Origin of the sequence: Rhodoplanes azumiensis (assembly GCF_042682915.1) — a bacterium.
Taxonomy (GTDB): domain Bacteria; phylum Pseudomonadota; class Alphaproteobacteria; order Rhizobiales; family Xanthobacteraceae; genus Rhodoplanes; species Rhodoplanes azumiensis.
Genome location: NZ_JBHUIW010000009.1, coordinates 68,175 through 92,866, shown reverse-complemented (window position 1 = coordinate 92,866; position 24,692 = coordinate 68,175). Strand labels below are relative to the sequence as shown.

21 protein-coding genes are annotated in these 24,692 nt (G+C 71.0%); 13 read left to right on the top strand and 8 right to left on the bottom strand.

The window, feature by feature from the left end; translation table 11 throughout:
- Positions 1 to 166: 166 nt before the first annotated feature.
- On the top strand, positions 167 to 1,018 hold the full coding sequence (locus tag ACFSOX_RS10010) for an EamA family transporter (protein WP_378477665.1): 852 nt from the start codon (positions 167 to 169) through the stop codon (positions 1,016 to 1,018).
- 50 nt (positions 1,019 to 1,068) lie between these two features.
- On the opposite strand, the gene ACFSOX_RS10005 is transcribed toward ACFSOX_RS10010, so the two are convergent.
- The gene (locus ACFSOX_RS10005) at positions 1,069 to 1,416 is read right to left on the bottom strand and encodes a hypothetical protein (protein WP_378477664.1); all 348 of its coding nucleotides are present in this window, start codon (positions 1,414 to 1,416) and stop codon (positions 1,069 to 1,071) included.
- Between the two features lie 291 nt (positions 1,417 to 1,707).
- Between ACFSOX_RS10005 and ACFSOX_RS10000 the strand changes: the two genes are divergently transcribed.
- The 4 genes from ACFSOX_RS10000 to chrA all read left to right on the top strand — a co-directional run bounded on the left by ACFSOX_RS10000 (position 1,708) and on the right by chrA (position 6,906).
- Positions 1,708 to 2,220: a (2Fe-2S)-binding protein gene (locus tag ACFSOX_RS10000; RefSeq protein WP_378477663.1), complete on the top strand. Its 513-nt coding sequence runs from the start codon at positions 1,708 to 1,710 to the stop codon at positions 2,218 to 2,220.
- Complete coding sequence (locus ACFSOX_RS09995; protein ID WP_378477662.1) at positions 2,217 to 4,343, top strand: xanthine dehydrogenase family protein molybdopterin-binding subunit; 2,127 nt, start codon at positions 2,217 to 2,219, stop codon at positions 4,341 to 4,343. Before ACFSOX_RS10000 ends, ACFSOX_RS09995 begins: the two co-directional genes overlap by 4 nt.
- A 395-nt stretch (positions 4,344 to 4,738) precedes the next feature.
- A complete protein-coding gene (locus tag ACFSOX_RS09990; RefSeq protein WP_378477661.1) occupies positions 4,739 to 5,677 on the top strand; it encodes a fumarylacetoacetate hydrolase family protein in 939 nt (312 codons plus the stop codon).
- Positions 5,674 to 6,906 carry a chromate efflux transporter gene (gene chrA, locus ACFSOX_RS09985; RefSeq protein ID WP_465270121.1) on the top strand — a complete coding sequence of 411 codons (1,233 nt, stop codon included), beginning with the start codon at positions 5,674 to 5,676 and terminating at the stop codon, positions 6,904 to 6,906. Before ACFSOX_RS09990 ends, chrA begins: the two co-directional genes overlap by 4 nt.
- 3 nt (positions 6,907 to 6,909) lie before the next feature.
- On the opposite strand, the gene ACFSOX_RS09980 is transcribed toward chrA, so the two are convergent.
- Positions 6,910 to 8,652 (bottom strand): tetratricopeptide repeat protein, encoded by a 1,743-nt coding sequence (locus ACFSOX_RS09980; protein ID WP_378477660.1) that lies wholly within the window; start codon positions 8,650 to 8,652, stop codon positions 6,910 to 6,912.
- Positions 8,653 to 9,307: 655 nt separating this feature from the next.
- Here ACFSOX_RS09980 and ACFSOX_RS09975 point away from each other — a divergent pair.
- The 4 genes from ACFSOX_RS09975 to ACFSOX_RS09960 are packed head-to-tail and all read left to right on the top strand — an operon-like array spanning position 9,308 to position 13,169.
- The gene (locus ACFSOX_RS09975; RefSeq protein ID WP_378477722.1) at positions 9,308 to 10,327 is read left to right on the top strand and encodes a sulfate ABC transporter substrate-binding protein; all 1,020 of its coding nucleotides are present in this window, start codon (positions 9,308 to 9,310) and stop codon (positions 10,325 to 10,327) included.
- The gene (cysT, locus tag ACFSOX_RS09970) at positions 10,324 to 11,208 is read left to right on the top strand and encodes a sulfate ABC transporter permease subunit CysT (protein WP_378477659.1); all 885 of its coding nucleotides are present in this window, start codon (positions 10,324 to 10,326) and stop codon (positions 11,206 to 11,208) included. Before ACFSOX_RS09975 ends, cysT begins: the two co-directional genes overlap by 4 nt.
- Positions 11,201 to 12,112 (top strand): sulfate ABC transporter permease subunit CysW, encoded by a 912-nt coding sequence (gene cysW, locus ACFSOX_RS09965; RefSeq protein ID WP_378477658.1) that lies wholly within the window; start codon positions 11,201 to 11,203, stop codon positions 12,110 to 12,112. Before cysT ends, cysW begins: the two co-directional genes overlap by 8 nt.
- A 4-nt stretch (positions 12,113 to 12,116) precedes the next feature.
- A complete protein-coding gene (locus tag ACFSOX_RS09960; RefSeq protein WP_378477657.1) occupies positions 12,117 to 13,169 on the top strand; it encodes a sulfate/molybdate ABC transporter ATP-binding protein in 1,053 nt (350 codons plus the stop codon).
- Positions 13,170 to 13,272: 103 nt separating this feature from the next.
- On the opposite strand, the gene ACFSOX_RS09955 is transcribed toward ACFSOX_RS09960, so the two are convergent.
- Positions 13,273 to 13,800, bottom strand: coding sequence for an Lrp/AsnC family transcriptional regulator (locus tag ACFSOX_RS09955; protein ID WP_378477656.1), 528 nt, complete (start codon positions 13,798 to 13,800; stop codon positions 13,273 to 13,275).
- A 969-nt stretch (positions 13,801 to 14,769) separates the two neighbouring features.
- Here ACFSOX_RS09955 and ACFSOX_RS09950 point away from each other — a divergent pair.
- The gene (locus ACFSOX_RS09950) at positions 14,770 to 15,093 is read left to right on the top strand and encodes a hypothetical protein (protein WP_378477655.1); all 324 of its coding nucleotides are present in this window, start codon (positions 14,770 to 14,772) and stop codon (positions 15,091 to 15,093) included.
- Between the two features lie 421 nt (positions 15,094 to 15,514).
- Here ACFSOX_RS09950 and ACFSOX_RS09945 read toward each other — a convergent pair whose 3' ends face one another.
- A complete protein-coding gene (locus ACFSOX_RS09945) occupies positions 15,515 to 17,899 on the bottom strand; it encodes a Tex family protein (protein WP_378477654.1) in 2,385 nt (794 codons plus the stop codon).
- A 353-nt stretch (positions 17,900 to 18,252) separates the two neighbouring features.
- Between ACFSOX_RS09945 and ACFSOX_RS09940 the strand changes: the two genes are divergently transcribed.
- Together ACFSOX_RS09940 and ACFSOX_RS09935 are read left to right on the top strand one after the other, a co-directional pair.
- On the top strand, positions 18,253 to 18,633 hold the full coding sequence (locus tag ACFSOX_RS09940) for a DUF1236 domain-containing protein (protein ID WP_378477653.1): 381 nt from the start codon (positions 18,253 to 18,255) through the stop codon (positions 18,631 to 18,633).
- Positions 18,634 to 18,980: 347 nt separating this feature from the next.
- Positions 18,981 to 19,358: a DUF1236 domain-containing protein gene (locus tag ACFSOX_RS09935; protein ID WP_378477652.1), complete on the top strand. Its 378-nt coding sequence runs from the start codon at positions 18,981 to 18,983 to the stop codon at positions 19,356 to 19,358.
- A gap of 235 nt (positions 19,359 to 19,593) precedes the next feature.
- On the opposite strand, the gene ACFSOX_RS09930 is transcribed toward ACFSOX_RS09935, so the two are convergent.
- Positions 19,594 to 19,983, bottom strand: coding sequence for a hypothetical protein (locus ACFSOX_RS09930; protein ID WP_378477651.1), 390 nt, complete (start codon positions 19,981 to 19,983; stop codon positions 19,594 to 19,596).
- Between the two features lie 314 nt (positions 19,984 to 20,297).
- On the opposite strand from ACFSOX_RS09930, the gene ACFSOX_RS09925 reads away from it, so the two are divergent.
- Positions 20,298 to 21,332 (top strand): DUF1236 domain-containing protein, encoded by a 1,035-nt coding sequence (locus ACFSOX_RS09925; RefSeq protein WP_378477650.1) that lies wholly within the window; start codon positions 20,298 to 20,300, stop codon positions 21,330 to 21,332.
- A 119-nt stretch (positions 21,333 to 21,451) separates the two neighbouring features.
- On the opposite strand, the gene ACFSOX_RS09920 is transcribed toward ACFSOX_RS09925, so the two are convergent.
- The 3 genes from ACFSOX_RS09920 to ACFSOX_RS09910 all read right to left on the bottom strand — a co-directional run bounded on the left by ACFSOX_RS09920 (position 21,452) and on the right by ACFSOX_RS09910 (position 24,684).
- On the bottom strand, positions 21,452 to 22,276 hold the full coding sequence (locus tag ACFSOX_RS09920) for a sugar phosphate isomerase/epimerase family protein (RefSeq protein WP_378477649.1): 825 nt from the start codon (positions 22,274 to 22,276) through the stop codon (positions 21,452 to 21,454).
- Positions 22,277 to 22,348: 72 nt separating this feature from the next.
- Entirely contained in the window at positions 22,349 to 23,176 is an 828-nt protein-coding gene (locus tag ACFSOX_RS09915) for a sugar phosphate isomerase/epimerase family protein (RefSeq protein ID WP_378477648.1), read from the bottom strand.
- A complete protein-coding gene (locus tag ACFSOX_RS09910) occupies positions 23,176 to 24,684 on the bottom strand; it encodes a tripartite tricarboxylate transporter permease (RefSeq protein WP_378477647.1) in 1,509 nt (502 codons plus the stop codon). Before ACFSOX_RS09910 ends, ACFSOX_RS09915 begins: the two co-directional genes overlap by 1 nt.
- Between the last annotated feature and the right edge of the window lie 8 nt (positions 24,685 to 24,692).

The following is a 24,692-nucleotide window of genomic DNA, read 5'->3' as shown; positions in this document are numbered from 1 at the left end:
GTTCGCGGCGATTGGCGATCCGTTCGGTCGCGGGCACCGATCATCCGACAGGGATTTGGAAATTGCAAAGGGAAGAGACGGCGGAAACGCCTGCCGCAGTGCGGGATAGGCATCCCGAAGCGGCACCGTATGCTTTGTCTGCAAAGCAGCCGCGCGAAAGCCGACGATGACGAGCGCGACCGCCTGTGCGTTCGGGGCGCTGATCTGCTTCGGGATCGGCGACTGGATCTACCGCCGCGCCGCCCGCGACGGCTACGCGGCCCATCACTTCCTGATGGGGCAGGCCTGCCTGTTCGCCCCGTCCGTGATCCTCTACGCCGCCGTGACCGGAACGCTCACGGTCGGCGGCGCCGCGGCGTGGGGCAATCTCGCCGGCCTGTTCCTGTTCGTCGGCTTCTTCCTGTTCGCCCGCAGCCTGCGCACCGGGCCGGTGAGCGTCAACGGCCCGGTGTTCCGGCTCGGCTTCGTCGTCACGGTCGCGCTGGCGATCGCGACGCTCGGCGAGCCGGTCACGCCGGCCAAGCTCGGCGGGCTGGCGCTCGCGCTCCTCGCCGTTCCGCTGCTGCTCGGCGGGGCGCCGCCCGCCGGCACACGAAGGCTCTCGGGCCGCTCGCTCGCCGAGGTGCTGGTCGCCACCGTCGCGGCCGGGGCGGGCTATTTCTGCCACAAGCTCGGCAGCCTCGGCGGCGCCGCGCCGGCGACGCTCGTCGCCGCCCAGGCGATGGTGTTCGCGAGCCTCGCGGTGCTGTCGACGGCAGCGATCGAGCGCCGCCTCGCCTGGCCGCCCGGGCTGTGGCGGCACGCGGTGCCGACCGCCGGGGTTCTGGCGGCCGCCTTCCTCTTGATGGTGAACGCGCTCTCCGCCGGTCAGGCGAGCGTCGTCGTGCCGATCGCCCAGATGGGATTCGTGCCGGCGTCGCTGCTCGGGGTCGCGGTCGAAGGCGAGGCGATGACGGCCCGCAAGGCGCTGGGCCTCGCCGCCGCACTCGCCGCGCTGGCGCTCCTCGCCTTCGCATGAAGGCCGATCAGGTGATGCCTACCTCCCGCGGGAAGCCGGCGCGACGCCGGTCAGGGTGCCACGCACACCAGAACCAGCTTGCCGGACGGGCCGCGGCGCGGCGGCGTGTAGACGACGCTGCGGTCGTCCTCGACCGTGAAGGTGCCGGCCGGGTTGACCGCGAAGGCGTTGACCAGCCGCTCGTTCGGCTCGCAGGCGGCCGAGCAGGCGGTCTGCTGGCAGGTGAACTCGGCGAAGCGCAGCCCACCGGCACCGCGTCCGGGCGGGCCGGGAGGCCCGGCGGGGCCGGCCGGACCGGGCGGGCCGGGCGGGCCGGCGGGGCCGGGATCGCCCTTCTGGGGCGCGTCGAGGAAGCCGCACCCGCCGACCAGCAGAACCAGCGAGAGAGCCCCAGCCAAACGTGCTCGCATCAAACGCGCTCGCATCGAACGTGCTCGCATCAACGGTACTCCGTCGTCTCAATCGTCGAGGCCGATCCCGGCCCCGAACGGCAACGCGAAACGATCGGCTTCCGTCGAGCGGAAGCGCGACTCTCTCGGTAGCAGAAGACGGGGGAGGCCGAAAGCCTCGACGACCGAACCGACCACCGGCCCGCGCGATCCGCACCGGACGCTCCGCCGCAATTGCCGCGCCGATGCACGCCACTATAATCGCGCGCCTTCCGAACCCCCCGCCCCATCGAAACAGCCATGACCCCATCGGCCGACGACGCCCCCGCAGTCGCCTTGATCGTCAACGGCACCCCGGTTCAGCTTGTCGGGGATCCGACACGCCCGCTGCTCGCCGTGCTGCGCGAGGAGCTCGGCCTCGCCGGCAGCCGATTCGGCTGCGGCCAGGAGCAGTGCGGCGCCTGCATGGTGCTGATCGACGGCGAGCCCGCCTACTCCTGCTCGCGCGAGATCGGGTCGCTCGCCGGCCGCAGCGTCGTGACGGTCGAGGGGCTCGGCGGCGGCCGTGGGCTCCATCCGCTGCAGCAGGCGCTGCTCGACGAGCAGGCCGGCCAGTGCGGCTACTGCCTGTCGGGGATCATGATCTCGGGTGCCGCACTGCTGGCGCGCAATCCCGTGCCCACCCGGCCGGAGATCCTCGAGGCACTCGACCGGCACCTCTGCCGTTGCGGCGTCCACAACCGGGTCGTCCGCGCCGTCCAGCGCGCCGGCGCGGTTCTGGCGGCAAACGCCGCCGAGGGAGCCGGCGCATGATCCCGAACACGCTGCCGCAGAGCCTCCTCGACAATCCCCTGCTCTCCGACTGGGTCGGCTTCGAGCCGAACGGCCGGGTCCGTGTCTCCACCGGCAAGGTCGAGATCGGCCAGGGCATCCTCACCGCGCTGGTGCAGATCGCCGCGGAAGAGCTCGACGTCGATCCGGGCCGGATCAGGACTGTTTCGGGAGAAACATCCGCCGGACCGAACGAGGGCGTGACGGCGGGCAGCACCTCGGTCGCCATGTCGGGCGCCGCCATCCGGCTCGCCTGCGCCGAGGTGCGGGCGCTGTTCCTGGCCCGCGGGGCCGAGCGGCTCGGCGTGCCGGCCGAAGTGCTCGACGTCGAGGACGGGCGGATCCGCCGCGACGGGCAGGACACCGGCCACGACTACTGGACGCTCGCCGGCGAGGTCGATCTCGTTCGCCCGGCGACCGGTGGGGCGCCGGCGAAGTCGCCGACCCGCTACCGCGTCGTCGGCCGAAACCTGCCGCGCGTCGACCTGCCGGCCAAGATCGCGGGCCGCGGCTTCATCCATGACATGACGACGCCCGATTTGCTGCACGCCCGCGTCGTCCACCGCCCCTGGCAGAACGCTCGGCTGGCGTCGCTCGACGAGGCGGCGATCCGCCGCGCCGCCGGGGCGCCCGTCGAAATTCTGCGCGAGGGCGACTTCGCCGCGATCCTCGGCGAGCGCGACTATGCGGTGCAGCGCGCCGCGCTGACGGCGCGCGACAAGACGGTCTGGGAGGGCGGGACGCCGCTCCCGGACGACACCAACAGCCCGGACTGGCTGCTCGCCCAGCCGGCCCGCTCACGCACCGTCGACACCGGCACGCCGCCTGCCGACGACCAAGGCGAGGTTATCGAGGCGACCTATTGGCGGCCGTTCCAGACCTACGGCTCGATCGGCCCGTCCTGCGGCCTGGCCCGCGTCGACGAGACCGGTCACCTGACGGTCTGGTCGCACACTCAGAACCCCTATGCGCTGCGCGCCCAGATCGCCCGCGCGCTCGACCGTTCGGCCGAGACCGTGACGGTGCTGCACCGGCAGGCCGCCGGCTGCTACGGCCACAACACGGCCGACGACGTCGCCTTCGACGCGGCGTTCCTCGCGACTCGCCGGCCGGGCCGCACCGTGCGGGTGCTGTTCACCCGCGAGGACGAGTTCCTGGCCGCCCCGATGGGCGCCGCCATGGTGATCCGGATGCGCGCCGTGCTCGACGCCGAGCGGCGGCCGAAAAGCTGGACCATCGACCTCGCGAGCCCGGTTCACTCGAACCGGCCGGGCTCGCACGGCCACCACGGCCTGCGCAGCCGGGAGGCGCTGCCGAACCCGCCGCCGCAGCCGGCCGCGCGCAACGACAACCCGGACGCCGCCGGCGGCGGCGCCAGCCGCAACGCGCACGCCCTCTACGACCTACCGTTCCACCGGATGATCCACCACACGGTCGATCCGGTCCCGCTGCGCACCTCGTCGCTGCGCGGGCTTGGCGCCTTCGCCAACATCTTCGCGATCGAATCCTTCATGGACGAGCTCGCCGCGGCGGCCGGCGCCGACGCCGTCGCCTACCGGCTGGCGCTCATGTCGGATCCGCGGGCGCGAGCCGTGATCGAGGCGGCGGCCGAGATGTGCGGCTGGCCAGGCACGACGCCGGTCGGCGAGGGCCGCGGCCTCGGGCTCGGCTTCGGACGTTACAAGAACCGCGCCGCCTACATGGCGGTCGCCGCCGAGGTCGAGGTCGACGAGCGCGTCCGGCTCGTCAAGATCTGGGGCGCCGCCGATTGCGGGCTCGTGATCACGCCGGACGGCGCGATCAATCAGCTCGAGGGCGGCATCATCCAGGCGGCGAGTTGGACGCTGTTCGAGGAACTGCGCTTTTCCGACGGCAAGGTCGCGACGGCGATGTGGGACGACTATCCGATCCTGCGCTTCTCGCAAGTTCCCGAGATCGACATAAGGCTGGTCGGCGACGACCGCGATCCGCCGCTCGGCGTCGGCGAGGCCGCGATGGGGCCGACCGCCGCGGCGATCGGCAACGCGGTCGCCCGCGCGCTCGGCACCCGCATCCGCTCCCTGCCGCTCAGCCGCGACCGGATCATGGCCGCACTTCTCGCTTGAGTCGCGGTCTGGGTGCCTGCTCGGCGGCGATCAGCGGCGCAGCAATCACCTCACCCCAGCGGAGAGCTTTTCAGAATCGCCCCGTCGTCCCGGGGCGGCGCGCAAGCGCCGCGCCGGGAACCCATACGCCCTGTCCGTCGTGAGCCACCGGCACCGGGGTTATGGATCCCGGGCTCGCGGACCTGCGGTCCGCGCCCCGGGACGACGACCTGCGTCTCGCTCTCCGGCCCGACCGCGCCAAGATCGCTCGCATTCATCATGTCGTTTAACGACGCCGCGAAGACACGCGGGGCCGATGGTGTCCTGATGCTTTCGGGCCGTCACGCGGACGTGCTAGCGTCCGCGCCCACGCTGCCCGCCGCCCCCGGCCCCCTTCCGCGGACCCCGCATCGCGCATGAAGCTCGCGACCTTCATCGGCCTTCGCAAGCGACCGCGCCTCGGCGTCGTCGACGTCGAGCAGCGTGCCGTGCTCGATCTCGCCACCGCGGCCGAGATCGTCCACAAGCGCCAGGATCCGATCCTGGCCGACATGTTGTCGCTGATCGACGCGGCCGCGCCCGGCCTCGCCCGGGTCGAGGAGCTGGTGCGCGAATGGCCGAGCGAGGCGGTCGACGACCTCGACGGCGTCAGGCTGCTGGCGCCCATCCCGATCCCGCGCCAGCTGCGCGACGGCATGGCGTTCGAGGCGCATGTGAAGAACAGCCGCGACCAGGTGGCGAAGCGCACCGGCCGGCCGCAGAAGATGCCGGACGTCTGGTACGCGCATCCGGTCTACTACAAGTGCAACCGCTTCAACGTGGTAGGCCACGAGGCCGACGTGATCTGGCCGTCGTTCTCGGAATGGATGGACTACGAGCTCGAGCTCGCCTGCGTGATCGGCAAGACCGGCCGCGACATCGCGGCCGCCGACGCGCCGGCCCACGTGTTCGGCTTCACCATCTACAACGACTTCAGCGCCCGCGACGTGCAGTTCGAGGAGATGCGGGCCGGCCTCGGCCCCGCCAAGGGCAAGGACTTCGACACCGGCAACGTGTTCGGCCCGTGGATCGTCACGCCCGACGAGATCGGCGATCCGCATGCGCTCGCCATGGAGGTGCGCCTCAACGGCGAGCGCCAGGGCGGCGGCAATTCGGCCGACATGCACTGGACCTTCTGGGACATCATCCAATACGTCTCGCGCGGCGAGACGCTCTATGCCGGCGAGATCATCGGCTCCGGCACGGTCGGCACCGGCTCGGCCCACGAGCTCGGCCGCACACTCTCGTCGGGCGACGTGATCGAGCTCGAGATCGAGAAGATCGGCGTGTTGCGAAACCGGCTGATCAGGCCGTGACGACCCGCGACGCCGCCCCACCGGACATCGAGACGCCGGCCGCGCACGGCACGGCAGCCGAGGTCTTTCTCGTCTTTCTGCGTCTCGGCCTCACCTCGTTCGGCGGACCGATCGCGCATCTCGGCTATTTTCGCGACGCGTTCGTCACGCGGCGGCGCTGGCTCGACGACCGCGCCTATGCGGACCTCGTCGCGCTGTGCCAGTTCCTGCCCGGCCCGGCGTCGAGCCAAGTCGGCATCGCGGTCGGCCTGTCGCGCGCCGGCTTTCCCGGCGCCCTCGCCGCCTGGATCGGCTTCACGATGCCGTCGGCGATCGCGCTCGTCGCCTTCGCCTACGGCATCCGAGCGCTCGGCGACCCGACCGGCGCCGGCTGGCTGCACGGGCTGAAGATCGCCGCCGTCGCCGTCGTCGCGCAGGCCGTGCTCGGCATGCTGCGCTCCCTCGCGCCCGACCGTGAGAGGGCGAGCCTCGCCGTGATCGCCGCCGCGATCGTGCTGGCGGTTCCCACGGCGTTCAGCCAGGTCGCCGCGATCGTGCTGGGCGGCCTGGCCGGGTTTCTCCTCCTGCCCCGTGGCGATGCCGTGGCCGATCACGCGCCGCTGCCGCTGACCGTCGGTCGGACCACCGGCGTGATCGCGCTGACGTTGTTTTTCGTGCTGCTCGCCGGACTGCCGGTGCTGGCGAGCGCCACCGGCGCGCACCTCGCCGCGCTGGTCGACGCCTTCTACCGGGCGGGCTCGCTGGTGTTCGGCGGCGGCCATGTGGTGCTGCCGCTGCTGCAGTCCGCCGTGGTGCCGCCCGGCTGGGTGAGCAACGACGCGTTCCTGGCCGGCTACGGTGCGGCGCAGGCGGTGCCGGGGCCGCTGTTCACCTTCGCGGCCTATCTGGGTGCGGTCGCAGGCCCCGCTCCGGACGGCTGGCTCGGCGGCGCGATCGCGCTCGTCGCGATCTTCCTGCCGTCGTTCATGCTGGTGATCGGCGCACTGCCGTTCTGGGAGGCGCTGCGCCGACGCGCGAGCGCCCAGGCGATGCTGCGGGGCGTCAACGCCGCCGTCGTCGGCATCCTGCTCGCCGCGCTCTACGATCCCGTGTGGACGGCGGCGATCCACGGTGGGCTCGACTTCGCGCTCGCCGCCGCGGCCTTCCTGCTGCTCGTCGCCTGGACGACGCCGCCCTGGCTCGTCGTGCTGCTCAGCGCCGGCACCGGCGCGCTGCTGGCCCTCGTCTGACCGTCACGGCACCAGCACGACGTCGCCGATCAGCGAGGAGTGATCCCACGGCACCTGCTTCTCGCGGGTCGCCGTCACCACCTCGGCCCGCACCCGCCGCATGATCGTGCCGATGTCGACGCCGGGCGTGCCGATGTGTTTCAGCAACGCCGTCGTGAAGGGGCTGTTGCGGCCCTCGCCGTCGAGCGCGACGTTGTCGGGCTGGGTCGCGTAGGCGATCATGGTGCCGAGCGCGCTCTGGATCGAGGCGAGCCCGGTGCCGACGGTCGCCGACCGGGTGCCGAGCGAGCGGGCCAGGCTGCGCGACAGCGGATTGTCGCGACAGGCGTCGAGGAACACCAGGTTGACCCGCTTGTCGGCCTCCATCTGGGCCAGCACCAGCGAGACGTCGACGGCGTCGAGGGCGAGGTCGCCCGGCCGTTCGAGCTTCGCGTCGACCGGCACCAGATAGTTCTTTCCGGCGACCTGGAGCCCGTGGCCGGCATAGAAGAAGACGGCCAGGTCGGCGCCGTCGAGCTTGCGGCCGAAGCTGCGCACCGCCTCGTCCATGCCCCGGCGATCGAGGTTGCGGCCCTCGACGACGTCGAAGCCGATGCGGCGCAGCGCCGCGGCGACGTCGCCGGCGTCGTTCTGGGGATTGGCGAGCGGCGGCGCATGGACATAGGCGCTGTTGCCGACGACCAAGGCGACGCGGCGAGCGAAGGTCGGCGCCGCGACACTCTTCGGCGGAGCCGAAGGTGGCGCGACCGCTGCGCCGGCCGGCGCGACCGCCGCCGTCGCGGCGGCCGGCGCCGCCGCTGTGACGGCGGGCGGTGTCGCGCTCGGCGCCGCCGTGAGCGCGGCGATTCGGTCGCGTGCCTTCTCGCGCGCCGCCTTGGCCTCGCTCGACTCCGGCAGCGTCACGGCGATCCGATAGTCCGAGAGCGCGCGTGATGCCTCGTTCTTCTGCTCGAGCACCTGCCCCCGGGCCGTGTAGGCCCCGGGATCGGCCGGATCGAACCTGATCGCCGCGTCGAGATCGGCGAGGGCACGGTCGACATCGCCGATGCGCGCCAGCAGCTCGCCGCGGCCCCGATAGGCCGCCGCGTATTTCGGGTCGAGCCGAATGGCGCTGTCGTAGTCGCGCATCGCGGCGCGGATGTCGCCACGCCGCGCCAAGACGTCGCCGCGATGGCGATAGGCGTTCGAATAATTCGGATCGAGCGTGATCGCCTGGTCGAAATCCCGCATGGCGCGATCGGTCTCGCCCTTCATCGCGAGGGCGAAGCCGCGATTGTTGTAGGCGCTCGTGTATTTGGGATCGCGCCGGATCGCCTCGTCGTACTCGCGGATGGCGCGATCGAGCTCGCCGCGCAGGCGATAGACGACCCCCAGATTGTTGTAGGCCTGCGGCCGGGTCGGATCGAGGTGGATCGCCTCGCTGTAGTCACGCACGGCCTGATCGAGGTCGCCCTTGCGCCGATAGGCGAACCCGCGGTTCGTAAAGGCGCCGCGATGGCCGAGCCGGATCGCCTCGTCGAAATCGCGAATGGCGAGGTCGTGGTGACCCTTCTCGTTGAGGGCCACGCCGCGATTGTTGAACCAGATCGCACGCTCGCTCACCGGCGCATCGGCGACGCCGTCCAACAGGCGGGTGCAGGCGGCGATCGATGCGTCCGGATCCTTGCCGGAGCAGGCGGCACGGTCGGCCGCCTGCGCATCGCCGCGCTTCGGGGCCGCGGCGGCGGGCGTCGCCGCCGCCGTCACGACGAGAACGACAAGACCGAGCAGAATCGCCCCCGCGGCACGACGGCGCCGGGCCGATCCTGGTGGCGGGAACACCGCAGAAGGAGACGCAGCAAGAGGAAACGCCGCAGGAGGAGATGGCGCGGGAGGAGATGCCGCAGGAGAAGCCGACCGTGGCGGCGACGACCCCAAGACCGAAAGGCCGTCATGAAACATGATCGCCTCCGTGGAGCGAAGGCTCGGGAGCGAAGGCTCGGGACAGCGTCGCATGATACCGCTTCGCGGCCGCTTCTGCCAGAGCCTGGAGGTGTCGCCCGGCCGGACGTCGCGCGGCGCGCTGCCGACCTGGCCGGGTTGACCCGGTGCGCCCGCTTGTCCAGCATGCCCCCCGGCACGATGCGTACCGCCTGCGGCGAAGAGCGCTCTCCCGGCGAGGTCCGCGGGAGGCGATCGTTCTCGGCTCGCACGGCGGACAGCGTGGACCGACTTTTCTGTCCGCCCCAGATTGCGGGTTCGCCCGATCGCGGCTTCCATCGCCGTCCCGGCCGCTCACCACGAGGATCCGGCACACGCCGATCCGGCGAAGAACGGCCGGGCCGGAACGGAACAGGTGAACGCAATGATTCGTGCCTCGATGACGCCGCTGTCGCGAACCTCACCGACGGTGGCGATCCTGATGGCGATCCTGCTGATCGCCGGCGGCGGACCGGCGGGCATCGGCGCGGCACCCGCACAGGCCCAGACCGTCACGCTCGTCAACGTGTCCTACGACCCGACCCGCGAGCTCTACCGGGCCGTCAACGACGCCTTCGCCAAGGACTGGAAGGCGAAGACCGGCCAGACCGTCACGATCCGCACTTCGCACGGCGGCTCGGGGCGCCAGGCCCGCTCGGTGATCGACGGCCTCGACGCCGACGTCGTGACCCTGGCGCTCGCCGGCGACATCGACGCCATCGCGCGCGAATCGAAGCGCCTGCCCGAGACCTGGCAATCGCGGCTGCCCAACAATTCGTCGCCCTACACGTCGACGATCGTGCTGCTGGTCCGCAAGGGCAACCCGAAGGGCATCAAGGATTGGGACGATCTGGCGAAGGCCGGCGTCCAGGTGATCACGCCGAACCCGAAGACCTCGGGGGGCGCGCGCTGGAACTACCTCGCCGCCTGGGCCTACGAGCTCGACCGCACCGGCGGCGACGCCGCCAAGGCCCAAGCCCTGGTCGCGGCGATCTACAGGAACGTGCCGGTGCTCGACACGGGCGCCCGCGGCTCGACCACCACGTTCGTCCAGCGCGGTCTCGGCGACGTGCTGATCGCCTGGGAGAACGAGGCGTTCCTGGCCCTGCAGGAATTCGGCGCCGACAAGTTCGACATCGTCTACCCGTCGCTGTCGATCGTCGCCGAGCCGCCCGTCGCGCTCGTCGACAAGGTGGTCGACAAGCGCGGCACCCGCGCCGTCGCCCAGGCCTATCTCGATTTCCTCTACGAGCCCGCGGCGCAGCGCATCATCGCCGCCAACTATTATCGTCCCTTCAAGCCCGAGGCGGCGGCGCCCGAGGATCTCGCCCGCTTCGGCAAGACCAAGCTCGTCACCATCGACCAGGTGTTCGGCGGCTGGACGAAGGTGCAGGCCGAGCACTTTGCCGACGCCGGCGTGTTCGATCGGATCTACGCCCCCGGGGGAGGCCGCGGACGATGAGCCTCGTGGCTCCCTCGGGCACGGCCGGCGACGCACCGCCGCGGGTGCCGTGGCGTTTCCGGCAGCCGAGCGCGCTGCCCGGCTTCGGCCTCACCTTCGGCTTCGCCGTCACCTATCTGTCGCTGATCGTCCTGGTTCCGCTCGCCGCCCTGGTGATCCGGGCGAGCGGGCTCGGGATCTCCGGCATCTGGCAAATCGCGACGACGCCGCGCGTGCTCGCCGCGCTGGAGACGAGCTTCGGCCTGTCGCTCGCCGCCGCCGCCGCCAACGCCGTGTTCGGCCTTCTGGTCGCCTGGGTGCTGACCCGCTACGACTTCCCGGGCCGGCGTGTCCTCGACGCCGTGGTCGATCTGCCGTTCGCGCTGCCGACCGCGGTGGCCGGCATCGCGCTCGCCGCCGTCTATGCGCCGACCGGCTGGATCGGCGCGCTGTTCGCCCCCTTCGGCCTCAAGATCGCCTTCACGCCGCTCGGCATCTTCGTGGCGCTCGTCTTCGTCGGCCTGCCCTTCGTGGTGCGCACCGTGCAGCCCGTGCTGGCCGATCTCGACCGCGAGATCGAGGAGGCGTCGGCGACGCTCGGCGCCACGCGGCGCCAGACCATCCTGCGCGTCGTGCTGCCGACCCTGCTGCCCGCCGTGCTGACCGGCTTCGCACTCGCCTTCGGCCGCGCCGTCGGCGAGTACGGCTCGGTGATTTTCATCGCCGGCAACATCCCGTTCCGGTCCGAGATCGCGCCGCTGCTCATCGTCATCCAGCTGGAGGAGTTCAACTACGCCGGCGCCACCGCGATCGCCACCGTGATGCTCGCCATCTCGTTCTTGCTGCTGCTCGCCATCAACCTCCTGCAGATGTTCAGCCGGCGGAGATTCGGCCATGTCTGACGCGGAGGCGACGCTCCCGGACGACGCCGTCTCCGGGCGAGCGGGCACGAGCGCGGCGGCACGGCCACGCCCGGTGATCGACGAGACGCGGCGCACGAAAATCCTGCTGATCTCCCTCGCCGTGGCATTCCTGGCGCTGTTCATCGTGCTGCCGCTGGTCGCCGTGTTCACCGAGGCGCTGCGGCGGGGCGTGGCGCACTACCTCGAGTCCTTCGGCGACCCCGACACCCAGGCCGCCATCCGCCTCACCCTCACGGTCGCGGCGATCGCCGTGCCGCTCAACCTGGTGTTCGGAGTCGCCGCCGCCTGGGCGATCGCCAAGTTCGAGTTCCCCGGCAAGAGCCTGCTGATCACGCTGATCGACCTGCCCTTCTCGGTGTCGCCGGTGGTCTCCGGCCTGGTCTTCGTGCTGCTGTTCGGGGCGCAGGGCTATCTCGGCAAGTGGCTCGCCGCGCACGATCTGCAGATCGTCTTCGCGGTGCCCGGCATCGTGCTCGCCACCGTGTTCGTCACCTTCCCGTTCGTCGCCCGCGAGCTGATCCCGCTGATGCAGGAGCAGGGCACGGCCGAGGAGGAGGCGGCGCTGACGCTCGGCGCCTCGGGCCTGCGCACCTTCCTGACCGTGACGCTGCCCAACGTGAAATGGGCTCTGCTCTACGGCGTGCTCCTGTGCAATGCGCGCGCCATGGGCGAATTCGGTGCCGTCTCCGTGGTCTCGGGCCATGTGCGCGGCCTGACCAACACGATGCCGCTGCACGTGGAGATCCTCTACAATGAGTACAACTTCGTGGCGGCTTTCGCCGTCGCCTCGCTCCTCGCCGGGCTCGCCCTCGTCACGCTCCTGGCCAAGTCGATCCTCGAATGGCGCTACGGTGACGCGCTCGGCCGAACCCGCTTATACTGACGGCGTGGACACGGTCGCGATACGGGCCGAAGGGCTGGAGAAGCGGTTCGCCGGCACGCCGGCGCTCGCCGGGGTCGATCTGTCGATCGAGGCGGGCGAGCTCGTCGCGCTGCTCGGGCCGTCGGGCTCCGGCAAGACGACGCTCCTGCGCGTCGTCGCCGGGCTCGAGCGGCCGACCGCCGGGCGTATCTTCTTCGGCGGCGAGGACGCGACCTTCGTGCCCGTGCAGGCGCGCCGCGTCGGCTTCGTGTTCCAGAGCTACGCCCTGTTCAAGCATCTCGACGTCGCCGGCAACATCGCCTACGGGCTGAAGGTGCGGCCGCGCCGCCTGCGGCCGAGCGCGACCGAGATCCGGCAGCGCGTCGCCGACCTCCTCGATCTCGTCCAGCTCTCCGGGCTCGAGCGGCGCTTCCCCTCGCAGCTCTCCGGCGGCCAGCGGCAGCGCGTCGCGCTCGCCCGCGCGCTCGCGGTGGAGCCCAAGGTGCTGCTGCTCGACGAGCCCTTCGGCGCGCTCGACGCGAAGGTCCGGCGCGACCTGCGCCGCTGGCTGCGCGACCTGCACGACCGCACCGGACACACGACCCTGTTCGTCACCCACGATCAGGACGAGGCGCTGGAGCTCGCCGACCGGGTCGCGATCCTGGCGCACGGCCGCATCGAGCAGATCGGCACCCCGGACGAGGTCTACGACCATCCGGCGAGTGCCTTCGTGGCCGGCTTCATCGGCGACGCGCTGCGCCTGCCCGTGACGGTGGAACAGGGTGTCGTGCGGATCGGCCCGCACGCGCTGCCGGCACCTGCCGCCGCGGCGAGCGGGCCGGCCGCCCTGTTCCTGCGGCCGCGTGACGTCGTTGCGTCCGACGCGCCCTCCGGCGGGCTCGCGACGACCGTCGTCGGGGTCAGGCGCGCCGGCCCGGCGCGGCGCGCGGAGCTGCGCCTCGGCGACGGCCTGCCGCCGGTCGAGATCGAGCTGCCGGCGGACGTCTCGGTCGCCCGCGGCGACACGCTGCACGTCGCATTCCGGACGCTGCGGGTGTTTCCGGAGAAGGGCGAATAGCGAAGCGAGAAGGGCGAATGGCGAATGGCGAATGGCGCGTAGCGAGTAAGGAATAGGGACGCGAGCCGGCGAGGCATCTCGCCACTCGCCACGCGCTCCTTCTTCACGCCGAGGCGCGCACGCCGGCGCGGGTCTCGCTCGGCCCCGGCACCGGGTAGGCGGTGCTCGACTTGATCCGTTCCATGGCGAAGCGCGACGTGACGTTCTTCAGCGGCACCGTCTCGATCAGCTTCTTGTAGAAGGTGTCGTAGGCGCCCATGTCGGCCACCACGACGCGCAGCATGTAATCGACGTCGCCGGCCATCCGGTAGACGTCCATCACCTCGGGCATCGCCGAGATCGATCGGGCGAAGGCGTCGAGCCACTCCTTGGAATGGTCGCCCGTCTCGATCGAGACGAACACGGTGAGGCCGAGGCCGATCTTCTCGGGCGACACCAGCGCCACCCGGCCGGTGATCACGCCGTCCGCCTCGAGCCGCTGGATGCGCTTCCAGCACGGCGTCTGCGACAGATGGACCTGCTTGGCCAATTCGGCCAGCGTGATGCTGGCGTCGCGCTGCAGCACCGTGAGGATTCGGCGATCGACCGCGTCCACCTTGCGGACGCGGGCCTGAGTGGTGTCCTGTTTCATGATCTCACACTCTGGAAGAATATTTTTTCTTCCGTATCGACTTCGATCGCGATCAGTAAAAAATAATTCTCCCCGAAACGCAAGGCGCCCGATGTTGCGCGGTGGCCCGCTGCTCTCGTCGCGCCGCCGGCCGCTCCGACCGAAAGCCGAACCGCCGATCGTGACACGGCATCGCGACGACGCTTCACCAGCGAACGATCGTCTGCCTGCACGCGACCCCGCGCCGTCGCGGGCGACCAAACGGAGCGGCGCGATGACCGGCGGCGCGATGACCTCGTCGTTGCGACGACCCTGCACCGGACCCGCCACGCCGGGATCAGATCATGACGCGCGCGGCCGACGATCCGCGGCGCACGGCGGCGGCGTGATCAGCATGGCGGACGGCCCCCCGGCGGACGGAGGCGCGTGACGATGCGCCGCGTCGGACCGACTCGACGGCGCGACGTGGCGGGCGTCGTCGCGACGAGGCGGCGGCAGCCGAGCCGGCGGCCGAACCGCCGTCGTGTCCTGCTCCCGGCGGGCCGACGTCGGCGCTGGCCTTGCTGATAAGCTGGCTTCGGGCCGCAGCGCGCGAGTACGTGATCACGTCGGATGTTTCCGCGTTAACAATTCGTTATCGGAGAATACGAGGGATCCGGTCCGGTGCCGGAGCGCCGTTTCGCTCCACCGACCCGACCAGATCAGACAACATGAGGGCACTCCGATCGCCGACCTGATCCGAAATGTTCTGTGCTTATGCCGCATGAAATGCAGATCGAAGGTTTACAGCGGCGTCGTGATGAGATAACCGGAACACTCCTTTGTATGCTGCGCGATGGTCGTCATGCGTCCCATCGCGTCGTGATGCGGCCCACGGGCATCAGAACAGCCGGACCGAACGCACCGACCCACGTTTCACGAAACCGCGGAACCGCAGCTCCCGAGGCCGCACATCGCGCGTTCCGCCCCTTCCATATCGAGGAGTAATCGATGGCTAAAGCGACGACTGCCAAGAAGGCCGCATCGAAGAAGGCCGCCCCCAAGAAGGCTGCCGCCAAGAAGGCCCCGGCCAAGAAGGTGACGGCGCCCAAGAAGGTCGCGGCCCCGAAGGCAGCGAGCAAGACCGCCGCCACCGCCAAGAAGGCCGGCGCCTCCAAGCGGCGCGGCTGGACCAACGACGACGTGAAGGAGCTCAAGGCGCTCGCCAAGCAGAAGCTGCCGACGGCGAAGATCGCCAAGGCGCTGAAGCGGACCGAAGGCGCGACCCGCCAGAAGGCCTATTCGCTCGGCGTCTCGCTCGACTCGCGGCGCTGACGCACGTCCGACTCGCGGCGCTGACGCGCGTCGCCGACGCGACGATCCTCCGCCGTCGTTCGGTCCCGACCGGGCGGCGCAGCGGACGGTGCCTCGTGTGAGAACTCACGGCTCGGGCTGGTTGCTCCCGTTCGCGGGACCAGCCGGCCGTTGCTGTTTTGATCGGAACGATCGTTTCGGGATGTTCGCGACGTCTTCGGGCGTCCCGGTCGTGACGTGCGACGACGGACCGAGGCCCTGACGGCCGTTCTCGTAAGACATCCGGCTGATCGATTCGGTCGTCATTTCGGAGCGGCGCCACGGCGGCCGGCCTGCCGCCGGCCCGACGGCAGGCTCCGCGCCGAAGCCGAAATCCAGCGGAAAGCTCCGAGTGTGTCGCCGGAACCGGGCGCGGCATCGCCGCACCCCGCCGGCACGCGGGTCAGCGCCGGCCCTTCTCGTTGCTGCCGCCGCCGCCGAGGCCCGCGCGTCGCAGCGCCTCGGCCAGCGCATTGTTGCCGGTGTCGCGCTCGGGCTTGCGGCCGTAGTCGCTGCGCCCACCGCCGCCGCGGGCATCGCGCCCGGCACCACCCGCCGGACGGCCGGCGCCGGAGCGCTGCTCCTGCCCCGGCTGGTCGTCGAGCCGCATGGTGAGCGAGATGCGCTTGCGCGGCTTGTCGACCTCGAGCACCTTCACGCGCACGATGTCGCCGGGCTTCGCCACCTCGCGCGGATCCTTCACGAAGGTCTTCGACATCGCCGAGACGTGGACGAGCCCGTCCTGGTGCACGCCGATGTCGACGAAGGCGCCGAACGCCGCGACATTGGTGACGACGCCTTCGAGGATCATGCCGGGCTCGAGGTCGTCGAGCGTCTCGACGCCCTCCTTGAACTCGGCCGTCTTGAAGGCCGGGCGCGGGTCACGGCCCGGCTTCTCCAGCTCCTTCAGGATGTCCGTGACGGTCGGCAGACCGAAGGTCTCGTCGACGAAGCTCTTCGGTTGTAGGCCGCGCAACGTCGCCGCGTTTCCGATCAGCGCCTTGATGTCGCTCTTGGTCGCCTGGAGAATCCGCCGCACCACCGGATAGGCTTCCGGGTGCACGCCGGATGCGTCGAGCGGATCTTCACCGTTGCGGATGCGCAGGAAGCCGGCGCACTGCTCGAACGCCTTGGGCCCGAGCCGCGGCACCTCCTTCAGCGCCTTGCGGCTCTTGAACGGGCCGTTCGTGTCACGGTGCAGCACGATGTTCTGGGCGAGCCCCGAGCCGATGCCCGACACCCGGGCGAGCAGCGGCGCCGAGGCGGTGTTCACGTCCACGCCGACCGCGTTCACGCAGTCCTCGACCACGGCGTCGAGCGAGCGGGAGAGCTTCGACTCGGAGAGGTCGTGCTGATACTGGCCGACGCCGATCGACTTCGGATCGATCTTGACGAGTTCGGCGAGCGGATCCTGCAGCCGGCGCGCGATCGACACGGCGCCGCGCAGCGTCACGTCGAGGCCCGGCAGCTCCTCCGACGCGAAGGCCGAGGCCGAGTACACCGAGGCACCCGCCTCCGACACGACGATCTTCGAGAGCTTCAGCTCGGGATGCTTCTTGATCAGCTCGGCGGCGAGCTTGTCGGTCTCGCGCGACGCCGTGCCGTTGCCGATGGCGATCAGCTCGACCTTGTGGGCGCGGGCGAGCGCCGCGAGCGTCGCGATCGAGGCGTCCCAGCGCCGCTGCGGCTCGTGCGGGAAGATCGCGTCGGTCGCCACCACCTTGCCGGTGGCGTCCACCACGGCCACCTTGACGCCGGTGCGGTAGCCCGGATCGAGGCCCATGGTGGCGCGGGAGCCGGCCGGGGCGGCGAGCAGGAGATCGCGCAGATTGGCGGCGAACACCCGCACCGCCTCATCCTCGGCCGCCGTCCACAGGCGCAGCCGCAGATCGATGGTGAGATGCACGAAGATCTTGGTGCGCCACGCCCAGCGCGCGGTGTCGACAAGCCACTTGTCGGCCGGCCGGCCGCGATCCGCGATGGCGAAGCGGTGCATGATCGAGAGCTCGTAAGGCGTCGGGCCCGAGCCCGCGTCCTCCCCCTCGATGCGCACGTCCAGCATCTCCTCGCGCTCGCCGCGGAAGATCGCGAGGATGCGGTGCGAGGGCAGCTTGGTCAGCGGCTCGGAGAAGTCGAAATAGTCGGAGAACTTGGCGCCCGCCTCGGCCTTGCCGTCGCGCACCTTGGAGACGAGCTTGCCGGTCGACCACAGCGCCTCGCGCAGCTTGCCGATCAGATCCGCGTCCTCGGCGAAGCGCTCGACCAGGATGGCGCGGGCGCCGTCGAGCGCCGCCGCCGCGTCGGCGACGTTCTTGTCCGGGTTCACGAAGGTCGCGGCGAGTGCCTGCGGGTCGTTGGTCGGATCGGCGAGGAGTTGCTCGGCGAGCGGCGCGAGGCCGGCCTCGCGGGCGATCTCCGCCTTGGTGCGGCGCTTCGGCTTGAACGGCAGGTAGATGTCCTCGAGCCGCGCCTTCGAGTCGGCGGCCATGATCTGCGCCTCGAGCGCGTCGTCGAGCTTGCCCTGCGACTTGATCGACTCGAGGATCGCGGTGCGTCGCTCCTCCAGCTCGCGCAGGTATCGCAGCCGTTCCTCCAGGGTGCGAAGCTGGGAGTCGTCGAGCGCGCCGGTCGCCTCTTTGCGGTAGCGGGCGATGAACGGCACCGTGGCGCCCCCGTCGAGCAGCTCGACCGCGGCGGCGACCTGCGGCTCGCGCACCTCCAGCTCCTCGGCGATGCGGCGATTGATGGTTGCGCTCACGTTGGTTGCGCTCACGTTGGCTGCGCTCACTCGGACCTCCCGACCCTCGCCGGCGCGAGCGAAGGCCGCGGCGCCGGGGTCCGGGGTATGCCGGAGGCCGGCACGATTCCGCAACCCCCCTGCCCCGCAGGGGCGTCGCCACCGCATCTCGCGGGTCGCCCGGGGCGACCCACGATCCCGGTGCACGGCCGCAGCGGACCGCGACCGGAACGTCTTCCGCGCCACGGCATTCCCTCACGAACGCCCTCTCGCGTGCGAGGATGTCCATGCCGGCCCGAACACCCGCTCGAATACCTGCTCGAATGCCTGCTCGAATGCCTGCGCGGCGGTCACCCGTCGGGCGGCTCCCGGCCCGGCGCGCGTCATTGCGGACGGTGCTTGGAATGGTCTCGGGGGCGGTCGCGATGGCCGGCGCAGTGCTGCTCGCCGAATCGCCTCGCACGCACGCCCAGACGCCGCCGCCGACGATGCCGTCGACCGGCGGTGTCGGCCCAGTGTCGACCCGGCCGGCCCCGCTCACCGAGGCCCAGAAGGTCGCGATCGTGCAGGCGGTGCGCCAGACCCGCCGCGACGTGAAGGTGCCGCCCGGCGTCTCGCCGCAGGTCGGGGCCGAGCTGCCGCCCGCGATGGAGCTGCACATGCTGCCCGACCGGACGCTGGCCGACATCCCGGAGGCGACGCTCTACCGCTACACCGTGGTCGAGGAGCGGATCGTGCTGGTCGACCCGACCAACATGCGGGTGGTCGAGGTTCTCGCGAAGTAGCCGGCGGCGCCGCGCGAGCGCTCACTCGCACCCGTCACTGGCTTGTGACTTGGGCTTGGCGCGCTCCGGCATGCGGCTGGCGGCGGCCGGCAGTACATCGAGGAACGGGCCCCTGAAGACGACTTCGTCGCCGCCCTCGCCGTCGCCCTCGCCGTCGGTGGCGTCCCAGGCGTCGATCCTCTCGCACACGGTCGCCGGGTCGGACCCCGGGCATGATCGAAACAAGGTTAAGGCCGCATCAAGCTGTGCGGCGACAGCGTGGCGGTCGCACGATCCCGATCGCATCCAGGAACAGTGTCTGCGGAGCCGGCGTTGACGAGGAGATCACGTCGCGATGGAGGTCTCGCATGCGCCGTTCGCCGCCGATCCTGATGCTCGCGGCCCTGCTGGCGGCGGTGACGCCGGATCGCGTCGCCGCCCAGACGACGCCACAGGACACCCAGGATCCGGGCGCGGCTCCGCGCGTGCGCTTCAGCGACGCGCAGCGCCACACGATCTATCAGAGCGTCAGCCGCACCCGGAAGAACCACGCCGCCCCGACCGGCTTCCGCGTCTCCGTCGGCGCCACGCTGCCGGCCGGCGTCGACATCGCGCCGATGCCGGACACGCTGGTGACGCTGATGCCCGAGGCGGCGCTGTTCTCGGTGGCGATGATCGAGACGCAGGTCGTGCTGGTCGAGCCGGCGTCGCGGCGCGTCGCGCTCGTGATCACGTCGCAGGAGTGAGGCCGGCGACCGGAGCACGGAGGTCCGGTCCGGGGACGCCTTCGCGCCCGGTCTCCCCGAGGGCTAGGCGTCGCGCCGCATCGACGCGCTGAAACACCGATTGTCGTCGGACGAGTCGAGGGGCGGCTCGCACCCCTTCACCTCTCCCCTGCGGGGAGAGGGTTCGGTGCCCGACCGCGACGTCTCCTTGGATCTGATCGGCAGGGATCGACCAGATGAGAGACGCGGCCTCGACTCACGCCGTCTTGGTCTCGTCGACGCCGGCGTGCGTCTTCCATTTCGACATGCTGTCCGCGATGATGCGGGTCGAGGCCATGGCGGCCTGGTTGAGCTGGGCGTAGCCGGCGAGCTCGCGCTGCACGCGCTCGCCCTCGCTGGCGATGTAGTCGCGCAGCGTCTGCAGCTCGCCGATCAGGTTCTCGATCTCGGCGAGCGACGTGCCGGCGACCCGCTGCACCAGGGTCGAGATGTTGCTGGCCGCGAACTCGCCCGAGCCGGTGTCGGTGCCGCGGCGCACCGGCGTGAAGTCGCGCCGGACGAACTCGCGGATCTCGCCCTCGAACGAGGTGGCGGCGGCCTCGACGTCGTCGGCCGGCTGCAGCGGCGCCTGGGTCGTGATGGTCATTCTCCCCGTACTCCTGGTTTGAAACTCTGGTCTGGTTCGAAACTCTGGTCCCCTCGGCGCATCCGGTCGGGCCCGATCCACCCTGCGGTGGTCCCCTTCGAGCGACGCCCCATGGCGACGCGCCATCCCATGATTAACTCTCGGGAATTTGACGTCGTGACGGCCGCAGCGGGGCATTTGCCGCCTCGCTGTCGTCCAAAGATCGCCACATTCTCGAGATCCGACGAGCGCTCACGAGACCGTGTGACGGTATGCCGGGAACGGCACCGGAGCGCCGGCGTTGGGGTGTACCGTCACCAGCCCGGAGAGGCCGCATGACCGCATCCCGCCTGCTCGCCCCCCGCCCGTCTCGTGGCCTGGCGCCCCGCCTGTCCGCCCCGCGCCTGTCCGCCCCGCGCCTGTCCGCCCCGCGCCTGCTCGCCCCCGGCATGCTGGTCGTCACCGCGGCGCTCCTGTCGGGAACCACCCTCGCCGAGGCCCAGACCGTCATCTCCCGCGAGGTCTCGAACGAGCCGGTCGAGACCGTGATCACCAGCGGACCCGCCGGCATCACGGTGACGCGGCGGCCGCTGCAGACCATGGCGCCCCCGGTGGTCTCCACCACGCCGGTGTTCCCGACCTACGGTCCTTCGGGCGACGCCTATCTCCAGAGCTGGGCGCCGGCGCCGACCGGCTGGGTGCCCGCCGACCCGGCGCCGCCCGCCGTCGCCGTCGCGCCGGCCGCCCGGGCGGCCGGCGGCGTGACGGTGCGCCCCTATCGCGGTCCCTATGGCGAGACCGCCCCGGTCGACGCGACCCGCACCGTGGTGATCGAGGAGTCGGTCGACGATCCGTTGCCGGCCCCGGCGGTCCGCACGGTCCGGCGCGGCACGCCGCCCATCATGGCGCGCGCCGTCGAGCCCGAGCCGACGCGGACGACCCGCACCCGCACGGCGCGGCGGGTCACGGCCGATCCGATGGCGCTCGCGCCGACGCAGCGGGCCGTGATCTACCGCACGCTCGGCCAGCAGGCCTCCTACGATCCCGCGATGCTGGAGCGGGTGACGCCGACCTACGCGCAGCCGACCTACGCGCAGCCGGCCTACGCGCAGCCCTGGGGCCAGCCGGCCTATGCGCAACCCTACGGCTGGCAACCAGCCTACGCCGGCTACGCCGCCGTGCCGACGACCCGCACCGTGACCTGGACGGTCGGCTCGGTGGTGCCGGACACGGTGACGCTCGCCCCGTTGCCCCGCCAGATCGTGACGCAGATCCCGCAGACGCGCGGGTATCGGTACGCCGTCGTCGACGGCCGCGTGCTGCTGATCGACCCGTCGACCGGCACCGTGGTGGCCGACGTGGTCCGCTGAGGTGGTCCGCTGACGCCGCGGCCGCGGCCATGACGCGGCCGCGGCCGCGCCGTGGTCGCGACATCCGCCCATGGCGCTGTCGTGACATCCGGCCCGGGAGATCGCCCGGGCGCGATCGCTCAGCACGCGCTGGCAAATCGCTCCAGGCAGGTCTTCAGCACCTCGTCGCCGGGCTTCTTCCACCAGTCCTCGGACGAGAAGATCTCGACCTCGTGATAGCCGGTGAAGCCGGCGTCCTCGATCATCCTGGCGATCGCCGGCAGGTCGATGACGCCGTCGCCCATCATGCCGCGGTCGAGCAGCATGTCCTTGGTCGGCACCAGCCAGTCGCAGATGTGGTACGCGAAGATGCGCTTCTCGCGACCGGCGCGGGCGATCTGGCTCGCGAGATCCGGATCCCACCAGACGTGATAGGCATCGATCGCCACACCGACGTCCGGCCCGAGCTTTTCGCACAAATCCAGCGCCTGGCCGAGCGTGTTCACGCAGGCACGGTCGCCCGCATACATCGGGTGCAAGGGCTCGATCGCGAGCGGCATCCTCGCGGCGCGGGCGTGCGGCAGAATCGTCGCCATGCCGTCGGCCACCATCTCGCGGGCGCCAACGATGTCGCGCGAGCCCTTCGGCAGGCCGCCGACGACCAGCACCAGGCACGCGGCGCCGATCGTGGCCGCCTCGTCGATGGCACGCCGGTTGTCGTCGATCGCCGCCTGCCGACCGGCCGCGTCCGCGGCCGGGAACATGCCGCCGCGGCAGTAGCCGGTGACGTCCATGCCGTGATCCTTGATGACCTTTGCGGACTCCTCGAGCCCGAACGCGGCGACCTGATCACGCCACGGGTCGATCGCCTTGATGCCGTGGCGGGCGCAGGCCGCGACGGCCTCGCCGAGGGTCCACTGCTGACGCACGGTGGCGAGGTTGATCGACAGACCTTTGTTGGACATGACGGATCCTGGGGTGATTTGTTCAGGACGATGCAGCGACGCGTGTCGACACGCCGGTGTCGGGTGGGACGGTCAGGGGATCGCTTCGAGAAGGGCGCGGACATAGCCGGCGGCGCGGGCCGCACAGGCGGGGCCGTCCGGCTCGTAGACGAAGGGCTCGACCCCGATCACGTCGCGCCAGCCGACCTCGCGGAGCGCCGCGACGATGGGCGCGAACGCGAGCTCGCCTTCGCCCGGGCCGCGGCGATTCGGGTCGTTGAAGTGCACGTGGCCGATCAGGCCGGTCGGGATCCAGTGCCTGATCAGATCCGGGATCGGCTCCGCCTCGGTGACGGCCGCGGACGAGCAGTCGATCATGGTCTTGAGCGCCGGATCGCCGACCGCGGTCACGATCGCGGCGGCCTCCGCGACCGTGTTGATGCAATTCGTCTGGCGCTTCGACAGGGGCTCGATGCAGTAGACGACGCCGGCCGCAGCCGCCGCCGGCGCGACCGCCGCGAAGGCGTCGGCGGCACGCTTGCGGCCCTCCGCCTCGGCGCCGGGATCGAGCCTGCGCTGGTCGGGCGAGCCGTGGATCAGCACGCCGGCGCCGAGATCGTGCGCCAGCTCGCACAGGCGTCGCATCACCTCGATGCTGGCCTCGCGGACGCTCGCGTCCGCCGTGGTGATCGAGAGGCCGGCCGGGGCCTTCATCAGATAGTGCAGCCCGGTGATGGTGATCCCGGCGTCGGCTGCGGCGCGGCGCAGCGCGGCGCGCGCGGCCGCCGGCATCAGGTGCGGCGTGTCGGAGAGCGTGAACGGCGCCATCTCCAGCCCGTCGTAGCCGACCGCGGCGGCGAAGCCGCACTGCCGGGGAAACGGCAGCGCGGCGATCACCTCGTTGCACAGCGCGATGCGCATCAGGCCTTGGTCCAGCCGAACAGCCGCGCCACGCCGCGCTGCACGGCCGGGATGGCGCCGAGGATCACCAGCGCCGTGGTGATCCACAGCACGGCGGAGATCGGCCGGGTGAAGAACGGCGTCATGTCGCCGTCGGCGAGCACCAGCGCGCGCCGCAGGCTCTTGTCCAGGATGTCGCCGAGGATCACGCCGAGCACCAGCGGCGCCATCGGGTATTTCATCTCGCGCAGGATGAAGCCGAGGATGCCGAAGAACAGCGTGACGTAGATGTCGAACAGCCGCAGCGTGATGGCATAGGGGCCGATGACGCAGAGCACGAACACGACCGGCATCAGCCGCTCGCGCGGCACCTTGAGGATCTTCAGGAGCGGCCGGGTGAGGAGAATGCCGAAGATGCCCATCGCCAGCGTCGCCATGGCGACCATCCAGACGACCTGGAAGACGAAGTCCGGGCTCTCGATCATGATCATCGGGCCGGGCCGCAGGCCGTGGATCAGCATGGCGGCGAGCAGCACGGCGGCCGGCGCCGAGCCCGGCACGGCGAGCGTCAGAGCCGGGATGATGGCGCCCGGGATCGCCGCGTTGTTGCCGGTCTCGGCGGCGCACAGGCCCTCCTTCGAGCCCTTGCCGAACTGATCGCGCTCCTTGCTGGCGCGGCGCGCCGCCGCGTAGGAGATCCAGGCGCCGATGTCCTCGCCGACACCCGGGATGATGCCGACCGCGGTGCCGATCAGGCCGGAGCGCACCACGGTGCGACGGTAGTGCCAGAGATCCTTCCAGCGCGGCACGACGTGGTCGACCACGTTGGTGGCGAGCTCGGCGGCGCGGTTGCGCATCACGGTGAGGATCTCGGCGACCCCGAAGGTTCCGACCAGCGCCGGGATCAGCGCGATGCCGCCGGACAATTCAGACCAGCCGAAGACGAAGCGCTCCTCGGCGTGGATGCCCTCCTGGCCGATCATCGCGACGAACAGGCCGAGGAAGCCGGCGATCCAGCCCTTGAGCGCGTCGTCGAACGAACACATCTGGCCGGCGATGACGATGCCGAAGATGGCGAGCCAGAAATACTCGTAGGACTGGAAGTCGAGCGCGATCTCGGCGAGCGCCGGGGCGATGACGGCGAGGAACAGGATGCCGATGAAGGTGCCGATCATCGACGACGTGGTGGCGAGCCCCATCGCCTCGCCGGCGCGGCCGGCCTTGGCGAGCGGGAAGCCGTCGAGCGTCGTCGCGGCATTGGCCGGCGTGCCCGGGATGTTGAGCAGGATGGCGGAGCGCGAGCCGCCGTAGATGGCGCCGACATAGCAGGAGATCAGCACTAGGATCGCCTGCTCGGGGGCCATCTTGTAGGTCAGCGTCGTCAGCAGCGCGACGCCCATGGTGGCGGTCAGGCCGGGCAGCGCCCCGATCGTGATGCCGACCAGCGTGGCCCAGCAGACGTTGAACAGCGTGGTGAAGTTCGCGAACGTCTCGAACGCGGCGAACAGATGTCCCAGTCCCTCGAACATTGTCTTTC